The 23171-nt window shown below is 40.2% G+C and carries 23 protein-coding genes; all 23 read right to left on the bottom strand.

The genetic code is table 11. From position 1 onward, the window contains the following. Positions 1-41: 41 nt before the first annotated feature. The 23 genes from MKZ25_RS04915 to MKZ25_RS04805 all read right to left on the bottom strand — a co-directional run bounded on the left by MKZ25_RS04915 (position 42) and on the right by MKZ25_RS04805 (position 23171). Complete coding sequence (locus tag MKZ25_RS04915; protein WP_340800460.1) at positions 42-416, bottom strand: TIGR02530 family flagellar biosynthesis protein; 375 nt, start codon at positions 414-416, stop codon at positions 42-44. 12 nt (positions 417-428) lie between these two features. Then, on the bottom strand, positions 429-1130 hold the full coding sequence (gene flgD, locus MKZ25_RS04910; RefSeq protein WP_340800458.1) for a flagellar hook assembly protein FlgD: 702 nt from the start codon (positions 1128-1130) through the stop codon (positions 429-431). Beyond that, a complete protein-coding gene (locus tag MKZ25_RS04905; RefSeq protein ID WP_340800456.1) occupies positions 1131-2486 on the bottom strand; it encodes a flagellar hook-length control protein FliK in 1356 nt (451 codons plus the stop codon). A 27-nt stretch (positions 2487-2513) separates the two neighbouring features. Then, the gene (locus MKZ25_RS04900; protein WP_340800455.1) at positions 2514-3176 is read right to left on the bottom strand and encodes a MotE family protein; all 663 of its coding nucleotides are present in this window, start codon (positions 3174-3176) and stop codon (positions 2514-2516) included. After that, positions 3133-3579 (bottom strand): flagellar export protein FliJ, encoded by a 447-nt coding sequence (gene fliJ, locus MKZ25_RS04895; RefSeq protein ID WP_340800453.1) that lies wholly within the window; start codon positions 3577-3579, stop codon positions 3133-3135. Before fliJ ends, MKZ25_RS04900 begins: the two co-directional genes overlap by 44 nt. A 2-nt stretch (positions 3580-3581) precedes the next feature. Next, positions 3582-4907 carry a flagellar protein export ATPase FliI gene (gene fliI, locus MKZ25_RS04890; RefSeq protein ID WP_340800452.1) on the bottom strand — a complete coding sequence of 442 codons (1326 nt, stop codon included), beginning with the start codon at positions 4905-4907 and terminating at the stop codon, positions 3582-3584. Between the two features lie 5 nt (positions 4908-4912). Beyond that, entirely contained in the window at positions 4913-5710 is a 798-nt protein-coding gene (gene fliH / locus MKZ25_RS04885; protein ID WP_340800451.1) for a flagellar assembly protein FliH, read from the bottom strand. Then, the gene (gene fliG, locus MKZ25_RS04880) at positions 5703-6716 is read right to left on the bottom strand and encodes a flagellar motor switch protein FliG (RefSeq protein WP_340800450.1); all 1014 of its coding nucleotides are present in this window, start codon (positions 6714-6716) and stop codon (positions 5703-5705) included. Before fliG ends, fliH begins: the two co-directional genes overlap by 8 nt. Positions 6717-6730: 14 nt before the next feature. Continuing rightward, a complete protein-coding gene (gene fliF, locus MKZ25_RS04875) occupies positions 6731-8326 on the bottom strand; it encodes a flagellar basal-body MS-ring/collar protein FliF (RefSeq protein WP_340800449.1) in 1596 nt (531 codons plus the stop codon). A 57-nt stretch (positions 8327-8383) separates the two neighbouring features. Further along, on the bottom strand, positions 8384-8692 hold the full coding sequence (gene fliE / locus MKZ25_RS04870; RefSeq protein WP_340800447.1) for a flagellar hook-basal body complex protein FliE: 309 nt from the start codon (positions 8690-8692) through the stop codon (positions 8384-8386). Positions 8693-8697: 5 nt separating this feature from the next. Further along, positions 8698-9162 (bottom strand): flagellar basal body rod protein FlgC, encoded by a 465-nt coding sequence (gene flgC, locus MKZ25_RS04865; protein WP_340800445.1) that lies wholly within the window; start codon positions 9160-9162, stop codon positions 8698-8700. Between the two features lie 2 nt (positions 9163-9164). Then, positions 9165-9557, bottom strand: coding sequence for a flagellar basal body rod protein FlgB (flgB, locus tag MKZ25_RS04860; protein WP_340800444.1), 393 nt, complete (start codon positions 9555-9557; stop codon positions 9165-9167). 539 nt (positions 9558-10096) lie between these two features. Continuing rightward, a complete protein-coding gene (gene codY, locus MKZ25_RS04855; RefSeq protein WP_340800443.1) occupies positions 10097-10876 on the bottom strand; it encodes a GTP-sensing pleiotropic transcriptional regulator CodY in 780 nt (259 codons plus the stop codon). A gap of 83 nt (positions 10877-10959) precedes the next feature. Further along, on the bottom strand, positions 10960-12351 hold the full coding sequence (hslU, locus tag MKZ25_RS04850) for an ATP-dependent protease ATPase subunit HslU (RefSeq protein ID WP_340800442.1): 1392 nt from the start codon (positions 12349-12351) through the stop codon (positions 10960-10962). Continuing rightward, on the bottom strand, positions 12351-12893 hold the full coding sequence (gene hslV / locus MKZ25_RS04845) for an ATP-dependent protease subunit HslV (RefSeq protein WP_340800441.1): 543 nt from the start codon (positions 12891-12893) through the stop codon (positions 12351-12353). The genes hslU and hslV overlap by 1 nt, the downstream gene beginning before the upstream one ends. A gap of 18 nt (positions 12894-12911) precedes the next feature. After that, positions 12912-13811, bottom strand: a complete 900-nt coding sequence (gene xerC / locus MKZ25_RS04840; RefSeq protein WP_340800440.1) for a tyrosine recombinase XerC — start codon at positions 13809-13811, stop codon at positions 12912-12914. Positions 13812-14080: 269 nt separating this feature from the next. Beyond that, a complete protein-coding gene (gene trmFO, locus MKZ25_RS04835) occupies positions 14081-15394 on the bottom strand; it encodes an FADH(2)-oxidizing methylenetetrahydrofolate--tRNA-(uracil(54)-C(5))-methyltransferase TrmFO (protein ID WP_340800439.1) in 1314 nt (437 codons plus the stop codon). 18 nt (positions 15395-15412) lie between these two features. Beyond that, a complete protein-coding gene (gene topA / locus MKZ25_RS04830) occupies positions 15413-17497 on the bottom strand; it encodes a type I DNA topoisomerase (protein ID WP_340800438.1) in 2085 nt (694 codons plus the stop codon). A gap of 125 nt (positions 17498-17622) precedes the next feature. Continuing rightward, entirely contained in the window at positions 17623-18516 is an 894-nt protein-coding gene (gene dprA / locus MKZ25_RS04825) for a DNA-processing protein DprA (RefSeq protein WP_340800437.1), read from the bottom strand. 174 nt (positions 18517-18690) lie between these two features. Further along, on the bottom strand, positions 18691-19593 hold the full coding sequence (gene sucD / locus MKZ25_RS04820; protein ID WP_340800436.1) for a succinate--CoA ligase subunit alpha: 903 nt from the start codon (positions 19591-19593) through the stop codon (positions 18691-18693). Continuing rightward, entirely contained in the window at positions 19590-20771 is a 1182-nt protein-coding gene (gene sucC, locus MKZ25_RS04815; RefSeq protein ID WP_340717621.1) for an ADP-forming succinate--CoA ligase subunit beta, read from the bottom strand. Before sucC ends, sucD begins: the two co-directional genes overlap by 4 nt. A 187-nt stretch (positions 20772-20958) precedes the next feature. Then, positions 20959-21252, bottom strand: coding sequence for an EscU/YscU/HrcU family type III secretion system export apparatus switch protein (locus MKZ25_RS04810; protein WP_340800434.1), 294 nt, complete (start codon positions 21250-21252; stop codon positions 20959-20961). Further along, the gene (locus MKZ25_RS04805) at positions 21249-23171 is read right to left on the bottom strand and encodes a hypothetical protein (RefSeq protein WP_340800433.1); all 1923 of its coding nucleotides are present in this window, start codon (positions 23169-23171) and stop codon (positions 21249-21251) included. The genes MKZ25_RS04810 and MKZ25_RS04805 overlap by 4 nt, the downstream gene beginning before the upstream one ends.

Genomic DNA, 23171 nt, shown 5'->3' with positions numbered 1-23171 from the left:
CATTCAACGACTGTAGGCTTCCTTACTTCTGAAGGTCCGGCCTATAATAGGATTGTTCCATCAATATTTGTAAAAAGTTGCTGTTTCGCCTCGTTACGATCCAATGCCGTAATCACTGTCGCATTTTTTGCACTTACAATTAAGGCTGCCTGATCCAGCAGGACTAACGGCTGCTTCACACCTTTATTCTTTGCCTCAAAAACTTTTTCTGTAATTTGCCGCCACTCACGGTCCGTTATCGAAATATTCCGTTCACTCAACCGATCTGAAGCATGCTTGCTTATTTTCAATTCCTCACCGGTTGCCTGTTTTAAATGCTCCATAAAGGACTGCTTGGAAACTTGCTCTGTATTTTGCTTTAGTACCGGCTTTATCGGTGGATGGTACGGTATATGTTGAATATTGACTCGGTTCATCAGACCCACCTCTTATTCTATTGCATTTTCATTTTGGGCTGTTTGAGAACTCACTGTAAATTGGTCTTTTGTGATACGGGATCCGTCATTTAGAATATATTCGATATTCACATTATTTGTTTTTATAGCTTCAATAATTGCCTCGATGACCTGGTCACCATTTTTGTATTGAACGGTATGTCCAATCATCTGACTCGCTTCTGCTAACGGATTTCCAGCTGGAGCTGTCGGCTGTGTTTCACTCGTACTGCCACTGTCAAGAATCGATGAAATATTGCCCGGTTTGATTTCCTTGCCGTCAGCCAGTACAAAAACAGCCTCGCCGTCAACAAATTTCAATTCCTGAATTGCACCGGTCCCCTCGTTGTAAATCGGCTTATTGTCTGCATCCACTTCATCTGTAATTTCGTGCCACTTTACTTCTTTGCCTACGAATGTCGAATAATTCATCAATTGTGACTGTTGTTGGGATTCAAGCAGATTCTCCATCGCCTTTGTCATATTCTGCATTTGCTCCAGCGAAGAAAATTGCGCCATCTGTGAAATGAATTCTTTATCATCCATCGGGCTTGTCGGATCCTGATTCTGCAATTGTGTAATTAAAATTTTCAGAAATGCATCTTTTCCAAGCGCCCCGTTATCCTGCTTATCCGTCACTTTGAAATTAGGATTATTTGTCGGTAAATAATATTCATTTGAAATCGAGTTTGCCATTTATTCTGCCTCCTCACTTAATAGTTCTTTAAACGATAGTTTATCTTCTTCAGGTGTATCTTCCTTATTGTCCTGTTCTTCTTCATCTTTTTGACGGAAGAAGTTATTAAAGAAGTTTTGATCACGTGCATTTCGATCCGCATCCTGTAAAGATTGCGCTACATCGATGCGTTCCATTTGAATATTTTGAGCGACGAAACCGGCTTTTAACTGATTGATATTATTTTCAAGCAATTCTTTCCCCATCGCTGTTGTCGCCAATAATCGAGCAGTCATAATACCATCTTTCTGTACTAACTCAATTCGGATTTGTCCGAGGTTTTCCGGAAACAGTTTCAGGAATAATTTCATATTTCCTGACTGTCCAGAAAGCTGGCTGCGATTGATCAGGTTTTGAATTTCCTTCAATAATGCCTCCGACTGAGCCGGCTTCTCAGCAGGTAAAGTGAGTGTCACGGTTTTTGTTTGTGTCATTTGCTGTTGTAATTGACCGCCCGATAATATATCCGTCTCAACTTTTACTGTTGTCTGCTGATTTTGCTGCGACTGGGTTTGTGTATTCTGTTGAGTTAATTGCTGCACTGCTTGCTGTGACTGATTTTGTATATTTTGTGTAGGTTCCTTTGCCGCTTGTTGTGACGGATTGTGAATAGTTTGTAGTGAAGATTGTTTTACTGCTTGCTGAAAGTCAGAAAATTTTGTTGCACGGTCTTTTGTATCTGCAATTTTTCCTGTTTCATTTGCCATTGCCAGTAATGCATCTTTTAAACTTGCTAGCTGGACTTCCTGTTGATAGACCGTATCTACCTTATTTCCCGCTAATTGAGCTAACTTTAACAGCTGCACAATTTGCTGCAATTCCTTAGGCTGTACATTATTTTGCTCAGGCTTCTGCATAGTTGCCAATACTTCACTTAAAATTTGCGGTGCTTGTTCGATAAGAGTCCAAATATCCGTAATGTCTTGTTTTGAATCGCCTAATAACTGGTCAATAATTTCATTCAACTCTGCTTTTGTCATGCCTAAAAGCTCCGTTAAGTTTTCCAGCGTCATCAGTTCGTCGATTGCGACCGGTGTACTTTCTTCACCTACTAATGCAAATAACCCCGACTCATCCATCTCCACTCCTAATTGCTCGAGTAAACTTTCCAGTGAGTCCACTTCCAAAACTTCAGAAATACTTTCAGCTAGCACCGGTTCTGACGGTTCCGTTTGCTTAGCCGTTGGAGTCGGCTTTGCGACTATGGAATTAAACACATTTCCAAATGCATTTGCATCTGGCTTCGCTGTTTTCACTGTGTTTGACTGGAAATCTTGTTTCGGTATTTTAACTGTTTGTAACATTGCTATATCCATATTAGTACACCTCCCTCCATTCAAGGACTATTGCTGCGATAAAAGCTCTGTATAGCGGGCAGCGTCTGCTGGCGCCATTTTTGCAAAAATGGCTGATAATGTATCGGGTTTCATCTCCGACAAAATACGCACGCTTTCTGTGTCATTCATTTCTACCAGGATAGGTGCCGCTTTTCCTGCAGACATTTTTTCAAAAGTAGAAAGAATCTCTTTGAATTCTTTTTTCGTTTCTTCCTGATCCCGCTGAAGTTTTTCAATTTCAAACTGCAATCGTTCTTGCTCAGTCAAAAGCTCTTCCTTTTCAGTCGCTGATGCATCAATTTGTGATTGAAGCTGGGAAATTTGCGCTTCTTTCTCCTGAATTTCTGCTTGCAGTTCTACTACTTTCTGTTCATTTAATGCGCTATTTTCTACTGTCCCGTCTTTTTCATCCGAGCTGAGGAACGGGATTTTTTCTATCGCATCGTCTGCCATCTTAAAAACGTTATATTCCGTCATAGTTGTAATAATTAATAAAATTGCGATGAGAAACATGAACGGGATTAAAAATAGGTAGAAAAACTTTTTGAAAAAACCTGGAGATTGGCTTTCCAGCTCCATTTCTTCCACTTGTTCCATCGTATTTTCTATTTTTTTTGCCACGGAATCACCTGATTTCCTTCTTGTAATACGCAATTGTTGAAAGTTCATCTAACTGTATTGCTTCTATATGAAGTTGATCTTCTTTGAACTTTTCATGATCTCGTTCACGCATTTTTTCATATTTACGTACTTCCAAACTTTTTTCCAATAATTTTTGCTCATGCCAATTCATTTTTGCACGTGCCTGCACTACTTTTTGCTGTACATCCTGGATTGTTTTTTCCATACTATCGATAAATTTCGAATAGTGGTTGATTTCATCAATCGAAGATCCTATTATTAACCGTTCCTGCTGAAACTCGATTAAATCTTCTTTTTTCTTTAACAGGTCATACAGCTTTGTAGCGATTTCTTCAAACACTTGAACCGATTCTTTAAAAGCAAGTTCCGATTCCGTTTTTTCCTGATCTTTAACGACAAGAATTTTTTCAAAACGATAATTGTATTTCATAGTTAACGGGCACCACCATTCGATAATGCAATTATTTCATTGACTGTCTGATCGATCGAAATTTTATCTTTATACCCTTGCTTTAAAAAATCCGTAATGAGCGGCTCATACATAATCGCTTCATCAATTTCCTTCGATGTCCCACGCTTATATGCCCCGATATTAATCAGGTCCTCTGATTTTGAATAGCTGTAGTATAATTCCCGCAAACGGCTCGCTGCACGGACATGCTCAGGCTGTGCAATATGATTCATTAAACGGCTTACACTTTTTAATACATTGATTGCCGGATACTGTCCTTTATTGGCAAGATTCCGGTCCAGTACAATATGACCGTCCAATATCCCCCGTACCGCATCTGCAATTGGTTCATTCATATCATCACCATCTACAAGCACTGTATAAAACGCGGTAATTGTTCCATGTATATTTGTCCCTGACCGTTCCAGCAATGTTGGTAATATTGCAAAAACGGAAGGTGTATACCCTCTTGTTGCAGGCGGTTCGCCGATTGCAAGTCCGATTTCGCGCTGCGCCATCGCAACACGTGTTACGGAATCCATCATCAGCATGACATTCCTGCCGTGGTCCCTGAAATATTCTGCAATGGCTGTTGCGGTAAATGCCGCTTTAATGCGCATTAATGCCGGCTGATCACTCGTAGCTGCTACGACAACCGACCGTTGCAACCCTTCCGGACCTAAATCTCGTTCGATAAATTCCCGTACTTCACGTCCACGTTCTCCTACAAGCGCAATGACATTAATATCTGCTTCCGTGTTTCGGGCGATCATACCAAGTAATGTACTTTTTCCGACTCCCGATCCTGCAAATATACCTACACGCTGACCGCTGCCAACTGTAAGCATTCCGTCAATCGCTTTAACTCCTACCTCTAACTGTTCGTTGATCGGCGGACGACTTAAAGGATTTGGCGGCTCCTTTTCCGTTGGTACCGTCATTAACCCTTTTGGCAATGGTTGTCCATCAAATGGGTTCCCCATTGCATCGAGTACTTTTCCTATCAGTTCAGGACCTACTTTCACTTCGAGCGGTGAGCCAGTCCCCTCAACAAGACAGCCAATCGAAATCTCCTTCAGCGAAGAATAGGGCATTAAAATCACGATTTCATCTTTAAACCCTACTACTTCTGCCAACATAACTTGCGGACCGTTCTTTGATGTTTGAATATGGATTTTACATACGTCACCGATGGAACTTTCAGGACCTTGGGACTCAATCATCAAGCCGACAACTCTCGTCACTCTACCATACTTTTTAAATGTATTAAGATTAGGAATCTGTTCAACTAATTGAGTCATTTTCATCCTTATCATTCCTTACTTTCGATTAGTTCGTATAACTGTCTGCGAAGTTCCTGCAATTGTTCATCTATTGAAACGACGATGCGTCCATGATTTGTTTCGATATAACTTTCCGAATCCAGTAAATCTTCATTGACAAATACCATAAATGGAACATTTACCGGAAACATTTCCGCCAATTCCTTTTGGTGCTCTGTCACAATCGGATGATACTTTGGCGAGACGTATAATTTAATCTCTTTCATTTCACGTGCTTCTTTCAAACCGCGTCGTACAATCGAAACGAATATTTCATCTTCACGATCCAGTGTTGTGTGGATGATACGTTCTGCAGCTGTTAATGCAAGATCCAAAAGGACTGCCTCCTGGGACTCGATATAGGATGCTGCATTTTTTTGTGCATTTGCCATCGTCTCGTTTGCCGCTTGTATAGACTGCTGCATATTTGCATTTGCCTTTTGTACGCCATCCTCATACCCTTGCGCAAAACCGGCGTCATAAGCTTCCTGCTGAAGAATGAGTTTTTCTTCTTCCCAAGATTGCTTTAATGCTTCAATTGCAGCAAGCTGCTCTGTTCGATATTGCTCGAATTGGGCTTTTTGCTGTTCAATTTCATAATTTGCCTGTTCCAGCAATTGCTGACGTTCTGCTTCAATATCTATTGATTTTTGTTGTGACAATTCCTCTAGTTGTTCATCTTCCGTTTTCCCATAATGAATCGGTTCGAAAAAATTTTGAAGTTTAATTTCTACAATTGATGAATCTTCAGGCTGCTGTGCATTTGTTGAACGGATGATTTTAGACAATTACATCATCTCCTCCGCCACGTGCAATAATAATTTCACCTGCATCTTCCAAACGTCGGATAACCGCTACAATTCGAGACTGTGCTTCTTCCACATCTCGTAAACGTACAGGACCCATAATATCCATTTCTTCACGGAATGTATCCGCCATACGTTGGGACATATTGCGGAAAATAATATCTTTTACCTCATCTGAAGAAACTTTCATCGACAATAATAAGTCCTCGTTTTCACAGTCACGAATAACACGCTGGATTGAACGATTATCGAGTGTAACGATATCTTCAAACACAAACATGCGCTTTTTAATTTCTTCGGCAAGTTCAGGGTCTTGAATTTCGAGCGCATCCAGAATCGTTTTCTCTGTTTGACGGTCAACACCATTCAATACTTCCACGACTGCATCTACGCCACCAGTTTCTGTGTAGTCCTGTGTTACAGTAGATGATAGTTTTCGCTCTAATACCGATTCAATTTCACTGATGACTTCCGGAGACGTCGATTCCATAATGGCGATACGCTTCGCTATATCCGCTTGAACTTCCTGTGGTAACGAAGAGAGAATAACCCCTGCCTGCCCTGGCTCTAAATAAGAGAGTATAAGGGCAATCGTTTGAGGATGTTCATTTTGGATAAAATTGAAGATTTGTGCCGGATCTGCTTTTCTCGCAAAATCAAATGGTCTTACTTGTAATGATGAAGTTAGACGATTCAATATCGCCTGGGCCTGTTCAGCACCTAATGCTTTTTCGAGAACCGTCTTCGCATAACCGATACCGCCTTGCGTTATATAGTCCTGTGCGAGTGCAATTTGATGAAATTCTTCTATAATTTCTTCTTTGACAGTCGATTCCACTTTTTTCACACTTGAAATTTCCAGTGTTAAACGCTCAATTTCCTCTTCACTTAAATGCTTATATACAGAAGCCGAAACTTCCGGTCCTAGAGAAATCAACAGTAAAGCAGCCTTTTGCTTTCCTGATAGGTCTTTATCTTTCTTGGACACAGCGGAACCTCCTATTAGTCTTCAGCAATCCAGCTACGCAATAATTTCGCAAAATCTTCCGGCTTATCTTTAGCCATTTTTTCTAATTGCTTACGGCGTACAGTCGCTTCAGTTTCTTTTTCTTCGGAAATATCTTCTATTTCAATTAACTGCTGTTGCTGTTCTAAAATTTCCTGTTCTTCTTCATCTTGCTTGCGACGGCGTGCACGCAACATGCTAACAACAAGTAATATAATCGCAACAACTAATATACCGCCAATTACCCATACCCACCATGGAATAACCGATTGCGGCTGATCTTCCGCTGCATCATTTCCTTGGAATTGTTGCACAGACACGACAATGCGGTTCGCAATATCTTCGTCTGTCAGGTTACCGGCAGCTTCTTGATCAATCGATGTACGGACAATTGTCGATAAAATTTGTTCAATGTCTGTACGAACACCTTGGTCAAATCCCTCTTCTGTACTTGGAGGATCTACCATTACTTGAATACCCAAATTACGAATTTTGTAAGGACTTTCCTGTATTTCACGGCGAATTCGGTTCACATCATTGTTGATCGTCTCTTCTACACGTTCATAATCTCCGTCACCGTTTGTTCCTTCCACGTAATCTACAAAGTTATCTGTTACACTTCCGGCTTCAGTAGTACCTTCTGCCGCTCCTGCAGTACCGCCCGAGTATGTTTCCGTAATACGTTGGGCACTTATTTCAATACCTGCCATATTTTCCTCATCAACAGGTCGGATTAAGTTTTCTTCACGATTTTCTTTTTTAAAGTCAATATCAGCCGATACATTTACTACAACTTTATCCGGACCGATCAACGTACCGAGCATTTGCTGCACTTGGCGCTGCAAGTCACGCTCAATCGTTTTCTTCACTTCCATTTGTCCGGTAACTGAATCGATTCCGCCGCCACCGCTTTCGGCTGAAGCCAGATCATAGTATTCAGAATACTGGTTCATGATTGTAATATTTTCTTTAGGTAAATTCGGAATGCTCATCGATACTAAATTAAATAATCCTTTAATCTGATCGTCCGAGAATTTGTGTCCAGGTGCTGTATTCAATACTATGGCTGCCTTAGCTTCACCTTTGGCATCTTTTAGAAACACACCTTCTTCAGGTAAAGAAATCATCACACTTGCATCTTTGACTCCTTCGAATTTCCGAACTAAATTCGCTAGATCTGTTTCGATTGTCGCTTGTTTAATTACGTTAAATTCATTATCTGTCATACCAAAGCCTGCGTTAGATGTAAAAAAAGACGTGTCAATTTCCCCAGAATCAGGATAACCCTGGGCTGCTAAAGACACTTGTAAATCCTGCACTTGATTTTCCGGAACTAAAATTACCGTTCCGCCATTTGTTACTTCATACGTTACACCTTGAGAAGTAAGTACTTCCGTAATTCTTCCGACTTCAGCTTGAGACATCTCCGGAAATAAAGGGGCCATTGTCGTACGGGTTGAGAAATATGTGATTATTGCTGCAACTGCAACAACAGCAACAAACGCCCCGAGTAATGCCCCTTTTTGGTTTTTAGTGCGACTTTTCCAGAAACCGGTCGAGTCGCTTTTAATTTTTGTAAGTCGTTCATTCATTATGAATCCTCCGCTTAAAGTGAATGCCCAACAATTTGTCAGTCGTTTTCCAAATCATTACACACTCATACGCATAATTTCTTGATAAGCTTCCACAGCTTTATTACGAACTTCAATTGTTGTGTTTAAAGTAACACTTGCTTTTTGTGCAGCAATCATTACTTCAAATAAATCAACATCTCCACCGTTAATTAATTTTTGTGTCATTGTATCTGATGTTTTTTGATGTTCATTGACACTTGCAATCGCTTCTTTTAATGTGTCTGCAAATTGCTGTTGGGCATTTGCAGGAGTCAGTTGATTCTGAACATTTATTTCATTCATTGGTTGTGCGGGAGACATGAACGTTATTGGGTTTATCGCCATTTATATCATCCTTTCCCGATTTCTAATGCTTTTGTCAGCATGTTCTTGTTTGCATTAAAAGCAGTGACATTCGCTTCATAAGAGCGGCTCGCCGAAATCAGATCAACCATTTCCTTTAATACATCAACATTCGACATTTGCACATAGCCTTCCGCATTCGCATCAGGATGTGATGGATCATAGGCTAATTTAAAAGGTGTTTCCGTATCTTCTTTAATTGAACTAACTTTAACACCGGCACCAACACCGCTTTTCACCGTTTTTCCGATTGCCATATTTAAAAAGCTGGAAAATTGTCCTTGCTGCTCTTTTAATGTGACTGATTTTTTACGGTATGGCTCCCATTCTCCATTTACCTGCTTTGCTCGCGTTGTATCGACATTGGCAATATTGGAGGAAATGACATCCATTCGTAATCGCTGCGAGGTTAATGCAGAAGCTGTCGTATTCATGCTATGAAAAATCGACATCGCTATCTTCCTCCTTTAACAACATTATTCAATGTTGAAAATTTACTGCTGACACGATCTATTAGCGCATTATAGTAAATTGTATTTTCAGCCAATTTCGCTTGTTCCGCATCCATATTTACAGCATTCCCATTTGCTCTGCTGCGGAAGTTTTCATTTGAATAAACACCGTTGTTGCCAATATTAATTTTAAAATCATAATGCCTCGCATCTGTGCGATTTGCAGAAATCGTTAATTGCTTAGCATCATTTAAAACATCTTTGAAACTTACTTCTTTTGTTTTATAGTTCGGTGTGTCAACATTCGCTATATTTTGCGCAATTGTTTTATTTTTCAACGTAGCGTAGGAAAGCCCCTTTTCAAGGCTGCTTATTGTCCCGCCAAATAAATCCAATTCTCTCACCTCATTCATATTTTTCTAAAATTTGCGTACAGAAACTCAATATTACTATTGTAATTAGATTAGACCTGAGTGTCTATCGACTTTAGACCCTTTCGAATAGTCCAAAAGAACCGTTTTCATATGTAAAAAATACCAGTTTACTATATTTCAAACCAAATGTTTCTAGCAATATATTTTCACTTAACTAAATAATTGAATTTATCGAAACTGCAATAAAAAAATTATCGAGAATATAGACGAAGATATACTATTTATTTCCTTAAACATCATACATTAAATCCCTTTGCATTAGTATTTATATACATACATTTCATAAATTTGTAACAAATCATTTGTCTTATAAATTTTATCATCATTTAGGTATAAATGATATTTATTTATTTTTTTAAGCATAGACTTTGTACCTAAATTAAATTCCAAATCAATAAAATTTCTCGTTTATTGTAATTTTATTCGACAATATTCTTCATTTTTCTTTATAAAAAAAAACACAACAAGGAAAAAATCTCCTTGCTGCGTCTGATAATTTCTTATTTCATTTTAATTTCTGCTAATGCATTCAGGAACTTGTCGTTTAATACTTTAATATAAGTTCCTTTCATGCCTAATGAACGTGACTCAATAACACCAGCTGATTCCAGTTTACGTAATGCGTTTACGATTACCGAACGTGTAATACCAACACGGTCCGCAATTTTCGAAGCAACTAGTAAACCTTCATTACCATCTAATTCTTCAAAAATATGCTCGATTGCTTCAAGCTCCGAATAAGATAATGAATTGATCGCCATTTGTACTACCGCTTTAGAGCGTGCTTCTTCTTCAATCTCTTCAGATTTTTCACGTAAAATTTCCATACCTACTACTGTTGCACCGTACTCAGCCAAAATAAGATCATCATCTTCAAACTGATCGCTGATACGCGCCAGCATCAAAGTACCTAAACGTTCACCACCACCGATAATTGGCACAATTGTCGTTAAACCAGATGCAAATAGATCTTTATTTTCGATTGGGAATGCAGTGTGCTCATTGTTAATATCTAAGTTTGAAGAAGTTTCTGTAATATTGAATAAGTTTTGCGTATATTCTTCAGGGAATTGGCGCTCTTCGAACATTTTTTTAATACGCTCATTCTCGATTTGCTGATGAATTGAAATGCCAAGCAATTTTCCTTTACGGCTTACGATAAATACATTACTTTCGATAATATCGCCTAAAGTATTTGCCATCTCTTTAAAGTTAACTGGTTTACCAGCAGATGCTTGTAACATTGCATTGATTTTTCGTGTTTTTGTTAATAAATTCATTTCTGTTTCCTCCTACGGAACGTTTTAATTCACTTAATATTCTAAAGGTTTTTACAATTTAAAGATACTAATTCAACTTATACTTAAAGAATAAATTGCGATAAATCTTTATTTTTTACTATATTCGCCAATTTTTGATCGACATAATTCGGTGTAATATCGATATGTGCCGGAGCAATTTCCGAAGCTTCATAGGATAGTTCCTCAAGCAGACGTTCTAAAATTGTGTGCAGTCGGCGTGCACCGATGTTATCCGTCTCCTGGTTCACTTCTGTTGCAATTTCCGCAATGCGTTCAATTGCTTCATCCGTAAAGTTCAGCGTAACACCTTCTGTTTCAAGCAATGCTTTATATTGTAATATTAACGATTGATCCGGTTCTTTTAAAATACGAACAAAATCATCTTTCGTTAATTTTTCAAGTTCTACACGAATCGGGAATCGTCCTTGCAATTCAGGAATAAGATCGCTCGGTTTTGATATATGGAAAGCACCTGCTGCAATAAAGAGCATATAATCCGTCTTTACAGTGCCGTATTTTGTCGTAACTGTGGACCCTTCCACAATCGGTAATATGTCACGCTGAACACCTTCGCGGGATACTTCCGCAGATGATGAACCTTTGCTCGCAATTTTATCGATTTCATCAATAAAAATAATGCCGGCCTGTTCTGCACGATGAATTGCTTCACTTGACAACGCATCCGTATCAATCAGCTTATTCGCCTCTTCTTGTGTTAATAGACGACGGGCATCCTTTACTTGGACTTTACGTTTTTTTGTCTTTTTCGGCATTAAGTTCGACAGCATATCCTGCATTCCGTTTGCATTATCCATATTCATGCCAGGCATTGCATCAAAAAGAGATGGGGCATTTTCCGTTACTTCTATTGTTACCCATTGCTCTTCCAATTTTCCGTCTTTTAAATCCTGGGCAATTTGTGCACGGCGTGAACGAATTTCCGGTTCATCCTGGTTTGCTGTTTCTTCTTCAGATGACTCTTTTTGACCGAATAACATTTCAAACGGATTTTGCGTCAGCTTCTCTTTCACTTTAGAAGGTACCAGCAATTTTACAAGTACATCATTCGCATTGCGCTCCGCCTGATCTTTGACTCGTTCGACCATTTCGTCCTTTACAAGTCGGCGTGAAGCTTCTACCAAATCACGTACCATTGATTCGACATCACGCCCAACATAACCAACTTCCGTGAACTTTGTCGCCTCCACTTTAATAAAAGGCGCATTCGTCAGTTTAGCGATTCTGCGTGCAATTTCTGTTTTACCTACCCCGGTAGGTCCAATCATTAAAATGTTTTTCGGAATTACTTCTGTTTTTAACTCATCACTTAATAAAGAACGGCGGTACCGGTTACGCAATGCAACCGCAACTGCACGTTTCGCTGCTTCCTGGCCTACTATATGCCGGTTTAATTGTTCCGTAATTTGTCTTGGTGTTAAATTGATCGCAGTCATTATAATACCTCCAAGATAATATTATGGTTTGTAAAAACACAAATATCCGCAGCAGTCGTCAGCGCAGCCTCTGCAATTTCTTTTGCCGATAAATGCTCGCCCGCATGTTTTTTTAATGCTCTTCCGGCTGATAAAGCATAGTTTCCACCTGAGCCAATTGCTAAAATGCCATCGTCCGGCTCAATTACTTCACCAGTACCTGAAACAAGGAGCAATGTTGATTTATCCATTACAAGCAGCATCGCTTCCAATTGACGGAGCATTTTATCTCCCCGCCATTGCTTTGCTACTTCTACTGCAGCTCTTTGCAGGTTACCATTATATTCATTCAGTTTTGCCTCAAACATTTCGAATAATGTAAAAGCGTCCGCAACAGAACCTGCGAAACCTGCCAAGACTTTCCCATTAAACAGACGTCTGACCTTACGTGCCGTATGCTTCATTACAACTGCATTTCCCAATGTTACCTGACCATCCCCGGCCATTGCACATTCACCATTATGGTGGATAGCGAAAATCGTTGTCGCATGAATTTGACCCATTCTTTATTTCCTCCTTAACTATGCTCTCGGATGACTATTCATATATGTCTTTCTTAAAGCTTCCTTCGTTACATGAGTATAAATTTGAGTTGAAGATAAATTGGCGTGCCCAAGCAGCTCCTGGACTGTACGCATATCTGCCCCATTATTCAATAAATGCGTAGCAAATGTGTGTCGCAACATATGTGGATAAATTTTCGTATGCATACTGGCATTGTCTATCATCTCACTTAATATATAACGCACACCACGGGTAGTAAGTTCGCCACCGCGCATATTGACAAAAACTTTCTGATGATTTTCCTTCTTCATTAACGTTGGACGTACTTGATTTATATACCGCATCAGTGCATCATGCGCATATTGACCGAACGGAATAATTCGCTCTTTCCGGCCCTTTCCCATTACACGGACGATATTGTAATGAAAATCGATGTCTGTCAGTTCCAAACTGACACACTCGCTTACACGCATTCCCGTTGCATAGAGAAGTTCCAACAGCGCCATATTACGAATCTGGATTGGCTCATCGCCTTCATTTTTCTCGAATAATTCCTTCAGTTCTTCCTCATAAAAAAAGCTCGGTAATCGCTCTTCCTTTTTCGGATGATAAAGTGAACGAAACGGAGCATCATCAATATTCTGTTCTCGATTTAAAAATCGGAAAAAAGAACGGATCGATGAGATTTTCCTGGAAATTGAAGTTCTTGCTTTTTGTTCATCATAAAGCTTTGTTACATATAGACGTGCATGGATATACTCAACTTCTGTAATTTTTTGTATACCTTCAGCATGCAAAAATGCAAAAAATTCTTCTAAATCAGAAGTATATTCGCGAACAGTATGTAGGGAAAAGTTTTTTTCTAGTTGCACGTAGCGAATAAATTGATCAAGCTGGCTTTGCAAATTTTCATCCATCGTGTATACCCCCTGTTATTACAAAAGAGAAATGATGTTGTATGAATAAATATGTTTATTTTCCTACTAAAAAAACACACATATTGACACTATACCTATTATGATTACTTTTCAAGTAAAATTTGCTGGAGTTATTCAACTTCTTTGTATTATTCGACAAATTTCGCAAAATCGTGTCAAGTAATACTTCTTTTCATAACCATTTGCCAAATAATTAACACAAAATTAAAAGCCCCTAAAGTATAACAGTCTTTAAGGGCTTTTCGCAATTAAATTGCCTGATTATTAATAAAATTCTGAATTGATTCCAATGCCCGGTTAGCATGTCGCTCTGCACGTTCCGGCTTTGATTTAATGCGTTCTCCAAGTTCCGGGAAAATCCCGAAGTTCACGTTCATCGGCTGGAAGTTTTTCGCATCTGTATGTGTAATATACCTCGCCATTGCACCTAAGGCTGTTTCATGCGGGAAGTAAAGCAACTCTTGGCCTAAAGCCATACGTGCTGCATTAATCCCTGCAATCAGACCACTGCCGGCAGATTCTACATAGCCTTCTACACCAGTCATTTGACCTGCGAAGAAAAGATTTGGACGTGCTTTCAACTGATATGTCTGTGTCAGCACTTTTGGAGAATTGATGAACGTATTACGGTGCATTACGCCGTATCGCACAATTTCCAAGTTTTCTAATCCAGGAATCATCGAGAAGACACGTTTTTGTTCCGGCCATTTTAAATGTGTTTGGAAACCTACTAGATTATAAAGTGTCCCAGCTGCATCATCCTGTCGTAATTGAACAACAGCATATGGACGCTTATCCGTTTTCGGATCTTCCAGACCAACCGGTTTCATCGGTCCGAATGTCATCGTTTTTTCGCCGCGTGCTGCCATTACTTCAATCGGCATACATCCTTCGAAATACTTTTCTTTTTCGAATTCTTTTAGAGGTGCGCATTCCGCTGTAATTAGTGCTTCACGGAAAGCATTGAATTCTTCTTTTGTCATCGGACAGTTCAAGTATGCCGCTTCACCTTTGTCATAGCGTGATTTCAAGTATACTTTATCCATATCGATCGAATCTTTTTCGATGATCGGTGCTGCCGCATCATAGAAATACAAATAATCTTCACCTGTAAGCCCCTGAATTTGTTTTGCCAATGCTTCAGAAGTTAATGGGCCTGTTGCGATCACTGTAATCCCTTCCGGAATTTCAGTTACCTCTTCGTTGATTACTTCGATTAACGGGTGGTTCTTCACTTTTTCTGTTACGATTCCCGCAAATTCATGACGGTCTACCGCTAAAGCGCCACCTGCAGGTACAGAACTATTGTCCGCCGCTGCAATAATGACAGAATCCAATTTACGCATTTCCTCTTTAATTACACCAACAGCATTTGTCAGCCCGTTCGCACGTAAAGAGTTTGAGCATACTAGCTCAGCGAATTTATCTGTATGATGTGCCGGTGTTTGTTTTACTGGACGCATTTCATATAAACGTACCTTCACACCTCGTTTTGCAATTTGCCAAGCTGCTTCTGAACCGGCTAAACCTGCACCAATTACATTTACTACTTGTTGTGTCATTTTTGTTACCTCTTCATTTTATTGTGACGGTGCTTCTTCATAATCACATTCATTGTTTGTACACTGAATCTGAACACCTTTTTTCAATTTCTTCTCTACTAATAATGCACTACATTTCGGACAAGGTCTACTAATCGGCTTATCCCATGATACGAAGTCACATTCCGGATACTGGTTGCATCCGTAAAAAATACGCTTAGTTTTGGATTTACGCTCGACAATTTCACCTGTCTCACATGAAGGGCATTTCACATCGATCGGTTTCACGATTGCTTTTGTATTGCGGCAATCCGGGAAGTTTGAGCAAGCCATAAATTTCCCGTAACGTCCAAGCTTGAATACCATTGGCGCGCCGCATTTTTCGCAGTCTTCACCTGCAGGCTCGTCTTTGATTTCAATTTTTTCCATCACTTCATCCGCATGTTTTACCCGAGGTTCAAAATCTTTGTAAAATTGATCGATAACATTTACCCACTGTGTAATGCCCTCTTCGACTTCATCCAGATTCTGCTCCATCTGTGCAGTAAATTCGATGTTGATGATTTCCGGGAAAAATTCCAATGTTGCCTGATGAACGATCTCTCCAAGTTCAGTCGGCACAAAGCGCTTCGCATCAAGCTGCACATAACCGCGCTTTTGGATAGTATCCAGTGTTGGAGCATATGTCGATGGACGGCCTATACCTAGCTCTTCCAATGTCTTTACTAGACGCGCCTCTGAATAGCGTGGAGGTGGCTGAGTGAAGTGCTGCTTCGGTTCAATTTCAAGCGATTTTACTTTATCGCCGATTTCCATTTCAGGTAAAAGCTTATTTGTTTCTTCTTCCTGATCGTCTGTACCTTCAATATAAAGCTTCATAAATCCGGCAAATTTCACCTGAGATCCGTTCGCGCGGAACAGTACATCATTGTTTTGCAAATCAACTGTCACGGTATCAAGTACGGCTGGCGCCATTTGACTTGCGATAAAGCGCTCCCAAATCAGACGGTACAATCGCAGCTGGTCACGGCTTAAAATAGCTTTAAGCTCTTCAGGTGTGCGCATTGCACTCGTTGGACGGATTGCTTCATGGGCATCTTGTGCATTTGCTTTTGCTTTTACCTGTTTTTGTTCCCCGGCTATGAATTCTTTGCCGTATTTTGTTTCGATATATGACTTGGCCTCAGTTTTTGCTGTATCGGAAATACGCGTTGAATCGGTACGCATGTATGTGATTAATCCGACCGCGCCTTCTTTTTTGCTGAGTTCAATACCTTCATAAAGCTGCTGTGCAAGCATCATTGTTTTCTTGGCACGGAAATTTAATTTACGTGCGGCTTCCTGTTGAAGTGAAGAAGTAGTAAAGGCCGGAGAGGCATTGCGTTTTCGTTCTTTTTTTACAACATTCATTACTTCAAATTCCGAGCCTTTTACACCTTTTAATATGTCTTTTACTTGCTGTTCATTTGTTAATTTAATTTTTTCTTTGCCGTTTCCATAATATAAGGCATCGAATTGCTTTTTATTTTTTTCAAAGCTTGCTTCGATCGACCAGTATTCTTCCGGCTCGAAATTTTTAATTTCATTTTCACGGTCAATGATCAGGCGCAATGAAACGGATTGTACACGTCCTGCCGATAAGCCCTTCTTAACCTTTTTCCAAAGAATCGGACTAATATTGTAGCCTACTAGACGGTCTAAAATACGACGCGCCTGCTGTGCATCGACTAAATCCATATTAATCGGGCGCGGGTGCTTGAAGCTCTCTAAAATTGCTTCTTTCGTAATCTCGTTAAATACGACACGGCAATCCGAATTAATATCAATGTTCAAAGCAGTGGCTAAATGCCACGCAATTGCTTCCCCTTCGCGGTCTGGATCGGCTGCGAGATAAATCTTTTTCACTTTTTTTGCCGCTGTTTTCAGTTCCTGAAGTACCGGACCTTTACCGCGAATCGTAATATATTTTGGATCATAGTTATTTTCGGTATCGATTCCCATTTGACTACGTGGTAAATCACGTACATGTCCAATCGAAGCTTTTACTTTATATTTTTTTCCTAAATATCGTTCAATTGTTTTCGCCTTTGCAGGTGATTCAACAATTACTAAATAATCTGCCATCTGTTGTCCTCCTTATAGAGGTATAGTTATTTTTCTTATATTCACGCACATGAAGCTATCCATGTATGTCAAAGCTTTTCCTGTTGCAAAATGTATAACAGATTGGCTAATATTGCAACTTTTTTTCAACGCAATTTTGAAAACAACTGGATTTCCTCTAAGATTTGAAAGCCATCCCACACTGGAATTGCACCTTCTTTTATTAATTTATTTGTTCCTCGTGACTGCTCGCTAAAAATATTTCCCGGCACTGCAAAAACATCTTTTCCCTGCTCAAGAGCAAGCTCTGTTGTGATGAGTGTCCCGCTTTTCAATGCGGCTTCCGTAACGACAAGCGCTTCACTCAATCCGCTAATAATACGGTTTCGTGCGGGAAAATGCCATTTTTGCACACTTACATAGGGTGGATATTCTGTTACAAGTAAATGTTCCTTGCCCATATATGCATTCAGCTCTTTATTTTGTGGTGGGTAGCTATGGAAAAAGCCATGACCTAAAACACCTATTGTCTTTCCACCATATCGGATAGTTGCTTCATGTGCAAGTCGGTCTGCACCTTTCGCAAGTCCGCTCACTATGACAAATTGCTCACGAATCAATGGCGGGAGAATCGATTTCAATATATTCTCACTATAGCCCGTCGCTGCTCTTGAACCGATGACAGCAATCATTTTCTTTCTGCTCAGTAACTGAACATCACCTTTTGCATAGATTACAGCAGGCGCATCGTACAGCTGTTTTAAACGTTCCGGATATAAAGGATTCGTATAGGAGATGGCCTTAATATTATGTTGGTCATAATAGATGGCCATTGACCTTGGTATGAGCTCTTTATAATGGTTTATGAGCTGTGAGGATTTTTCTTGATTTATATTTAGCTGAGTCGCTAAAAATTTTGGCGAAATATGTGGTATATCGTCGAAATCATCTGTAATTTTCATTAAATTCCGGACCTTTTCCCAGGAGAGAGGAAGAATATAATGCAGTTTCAGTAATTGTTCGTTTGTTGGATTGGTCATATCAACACTCCTTTTAATGGAAGAAATTCAGATGACCGCTGTTTTCAAGTGTGAGGTAAGCATCGTGTAAACCATAGTATTGCCAATGGATAAGGGCCCATAACCCCTCCACGCAACCTAATATAGGGGAACATACGAAAAAGATGTAGCGAGGCGACCGCTACATCTTTCATTTTAATGTGTTTTACAAGCTTCGTACAAGCCTTTTTCTTTGATTACTTTAATCAGTGTTTCCCCGATTACAGAAGGCGTCGGAGCTACTTCAATACCCGCAGCATTCATTGCTTTGATTTTCTCGGCAGCTGTTCCTTTACCGCCGGAAATGATGGCACCTGCGTGACCCATACGCTTTCCTGGAGGTGCTGTTTGACCGCCGATAAAGCCTACTACCGGTTTGTTCATGTTTTCCTGAATCCATTCAGCAGCTTCTTCTTCCGCTGTACCACCGATTTCTCCAATCATGACAACCGCATAAGTTTCCGGGTCTTCGTTGAATGCTTTTAAGCAGTCGATAAAGTTTGTCCCGTTGACCGGGTCGCCCCCGATTCCTACTGCTGTTGTTTGACCGATTCCTGCCTGAGACAGTTGGTGTACCGCTTCATAAGTCAATGTACCAGAACGCGAAACTACACCTACATGTCCTTTCGTATGAATGTAGCCTGGCATAATACCAATTTTACATTCATCAGCAGTAATGACACCCGGACAGTTTGGACCAACTAAACGTGTCTTCTTGCCTTCCATATAGCGCTTTACTTTTACCATATCAAGTACCGGAATATGTTCTGTAATACAAATCGCCATATCCAGATCTGCATCCACTGCTTCGATAATAGCATCTGCCGCAAAAGGTGCCGGTACGTAAATTACGGATACGTTTGCACCTGTTGCATCGACTGCTTCCTGTACTGTATTGAACACAGGCACACCTTCGATTTCAAGACCACCTTTGCCTGGTGTTACCCCTGCAACGATTTTCGTTCCATATTCAAGCATTTGTTTTGTATGGAAAAGGGCTGTTTCCCCAGTAATCCCTTGTACGATTACTTTTGTCTCTCTATTAATGAACACACTCATGCCATTACCCCGCCTTCAGCTTCAACTAATTTCACGATTTTTTGTGCGCCGTCTGCCATTGAGTCGGCTGCCACAATATTTAAACCAGATTCATTTAATAACTTTTTACCTAGCTCCACGTTTGTCCCTTCCAAACGCACTACTAACGGAACCGCTAAACCAACTTCTTTTGCAGCCGTAATAACACCTTTTGCAATGATGTCACACTTCATGATTCCGCCAAAAATGTTAACGAAAATTCCTTTAACATTTTTGTCTGATAAAATAATTTTAAAAGCTTCTGTTACTTTTTCAGCTGTCGCACCGCCCCCAACATCAAGGAAGTTTGCGGGTGATCCGCCGTAGTAACTAATCGTATCCATCGTCGCCATGGCAAGACCTGCACCATTTACCATACAGCCGATATTGCCGTCCAGCGAAATATAACTTAAATCATACTTAGATGCTTCAATTTCTTTTGGATCTTCTTCATCGAAATCGCGTAATTCTACGATATCTTTGTGACGATATAAAGCGTTTGCATCAAAGTTGAATTTTGCATCAAGCGCCACTACCTGATCATCACCTGTTACAACTAGCGGGTTGATTTCTACTGTCGATGCATCTTTGTCGATGAATGCTTTGTAAATACCAAGCATTAATCCTACTGCTTTATTTACTAGCTTAGCAGGGATATTCATATTGAATGCCATGCGTCGTGCCTGGAAAGCATTTAATCCTGTAACCGGATCAATTACTTCTTTGAAGATTTTTTCCGGATTTGTCTCGGCTACCTCTTCAATATCCATACCGCCTTCTTCAGAACCCATCATTACGACTCTAGAAGTTGCACGGTCTAATACTAAACTTAAGTAATACTCTTTTTTAATGTCCGAACCCTCTTCTATATAAAGACGCTTAACTTCTTTACCGTCTGGACCAGTTTGGTGAGTTACTAAAATTTTGCCTAACAATTCTTTCGAGAAAGAGCGAACTTCATCGAGGTTTTTAGCAATTTTAACGCCCCCCGCTTTACCGCGGCCCCCTGCATGAATTTGTGCTTTTACTACTGTTACGTTTGAACCTAGCTCTTTTGCTGCTTTTACTGCTTCGTCTGGTGAAAACGCGACACTCCCTCTTGGAACCGCTACACCGTATTGTCTTAATATCTCTTTCCCTTGATACTCATGGATATTCATGATACATCCTCCCATCGGACATTTGGAAATTATTCTACTAACATAATCTATTTTATACAATTATTCAGACAATGTCTATATTTGTCACACAAACAGTTTTTAGTTTGCTTTATGTCAAAATATTCTTTGTATAGATATTTTCTAATTTTCGGAAAGATATTCTCTACATAAAATTGAAAAACACCGATTATTTATTTTTAAATGTTAACCTCTGTTTTTCGTCCAAGTGATATATAAAAGCAAAAACTTCTGCAACCGCCTGGTAAAGTTCTTCCGGGATTGATGTGTTCAAATCGAGCTGCCCTAACAGCTCTACCAGGTTCGGGTCTTCATAAACAGGTACTTCATGCATCGCTGCTTTCTCTAATATATTTTCCGCAATTTTCCCTTTGCCTTTTGCGACGATTGTCGGACCATTGCTTTTTTGCGGATCATAGGAAAGGGCAATCGCTTCTTTTCGCACATATTTTTTTTCGGTCATACGCGAAAATCCACCCCTCCTTGCTCATCTTCTGGCTGATTCGACAGTTTTGTGAAAGTTTTTTCTCCTTGCTCTTTAAATGGTTTGATAAACAATCCGGATAATGTATATTCTTTTTCCAGCAACCCCGCCTTTAATGTTCCTTTCAGCGAAGTCGCCAACGAATCTAAATTTGGCATATCATTATATACATTAATTGTGACAACACGGTTTTGTACTTGCATATCAATTACCGTTTGCTGCAATGTTTCCATACTTAAATAAAATAGGATGCGCGCAAAATTGGCATCAATTTTTCCATCTTCTTTCATGCGGCCGTTCCATTGCAGTGTGGCATCCATTTTCTTGCCGAAAAAATCCAACGGCACTTGCATTACCAGCTGATGCTGATGACCATTTTCACCGGAAGTGAGCTGCATTCCATTTAGTCTGGCCATCACCACTTCAGCAGCATCTTTTATTGCGACCGGTGTTTGGACATCTTGAAGAAGCCCCAGTAATTGAGGCTTTATTTGCTGTGCGACTGCCTGAATATCTCCAGCCTTATTTGCCAGTGTCGCCTCATAGCTGACACCGAGACCTTTCAAAACAGTTTTGATGGCCTGTTCCATCGCACGACTATCAACTGCTGCCTGTACTTGGCCTTCCGCTTGCGTAAGAGTACTTTGCATCAATTGCTGCGGACTATCGGCAGTCACTTTCACTAAATTGCGCAGGAGCTGATCTGCAACCGGTAAATTCGCATCCGGCTTCAGTAATGTAAGCAATTGATCCTTTGCGGAGATGCCCTGATCATTTTGCACAAACAGCCGTGTAGTCACATTTTCACTGTATGCATTTGTCAGTTGCTGACGCATTTGGTTTACCAATGCTTCGACTGCCTGCTTTGAGGCCGGAATTTGTTCAAAACGCGTTAATAACTGCTGAACTTGCTGTTTTTGCGTTGGCGATAATAAGCTTTCATTATTGACCCATGCTTTTACTTGCTCTAGCATCGGTTTTATTTGTTCAGGGCTCGTTTGCCCGAGCTGCTGAAGCATTGGACCCGCTTCTTTTAACAGCGGTGCTGCAGCTGACTGTATCGGGTTCATGGACTGTTGGTTCCCTTGCTGGTTTACCGTTTGCCAATTTTGCAATGTTGCATTTTGCGGTAATATTCCTGCGTCCTTCAATACCGTCAGCGATTGAAGTTTCGTTGCCACAGGCGCATTATTATCCAGTAAATTTTGGGTCGCCCGTGCAAGGAGAATACCGCCTGTTTCATTGTTCAACGGCTTTGCCAGCTGGTCAATTTGCTGTAATAGCGATGATTTCACCGCTTCATTTCCGCCAGGCTGATTTGCCAGGAGCTGCGCTAAATTCGCCAAATTTGCCGACATGCCATCTGTTTTGATTCCTTGAGTCAATGCTTGAAATACAGTGTTCGTAAAAGGCATTTTCAACTCAACCATACGCTGCAGTGCTTGAAGAGCATTACTTTTATCCACTCCGGCAGGCAAGTTTTTCATCAAGCTTTCCGCGGCAAGGAGCTGTTCCTTCGCAAGTGGAAGCTGGGCTTTCACAAAATGCGAAAGTACTTGCTGCATTTCATTCGATTTCGGCAAATTCATCGTTTCAAGCAGCTGGGATATTTGCTGTCCGGCTGTCATTGATGGTGACATCGGCCCAGTAACGACTTTTAATTCTGTTTGCGGATTTGTCGCTGTCACTTGAAAAAAGTGTGCATCGCCTTGCTTTAATGGAACTTCCAGCTTTGCCATAAACTTTTGATTCCCTACTTGGACTTCCGCCATTTGATTTGGGTAGAGCTGTTTAATCGTCCCATGCAATACTTGATCTTGCTTTAATGTTAATGGCTGATTTGCTGTTATTTGCTGCGAATTATTTGTTTGGATTGCATTAAACGATGAGAAGTTCAT

It is taken from the genome of Solibacillus sp. FSL W7-1464 (assembly GCF_038004425.1).
Lineage (GTDB): Bacteria > Bacillota > Bacilli > Bacillales_A > Planococcaceae > Solibacillus.
The sequence above is the reverse complement of the archived record's forward strand: the minus strand, read 5'-3'. Positions and strand labels throughout refer to the sequence as shown.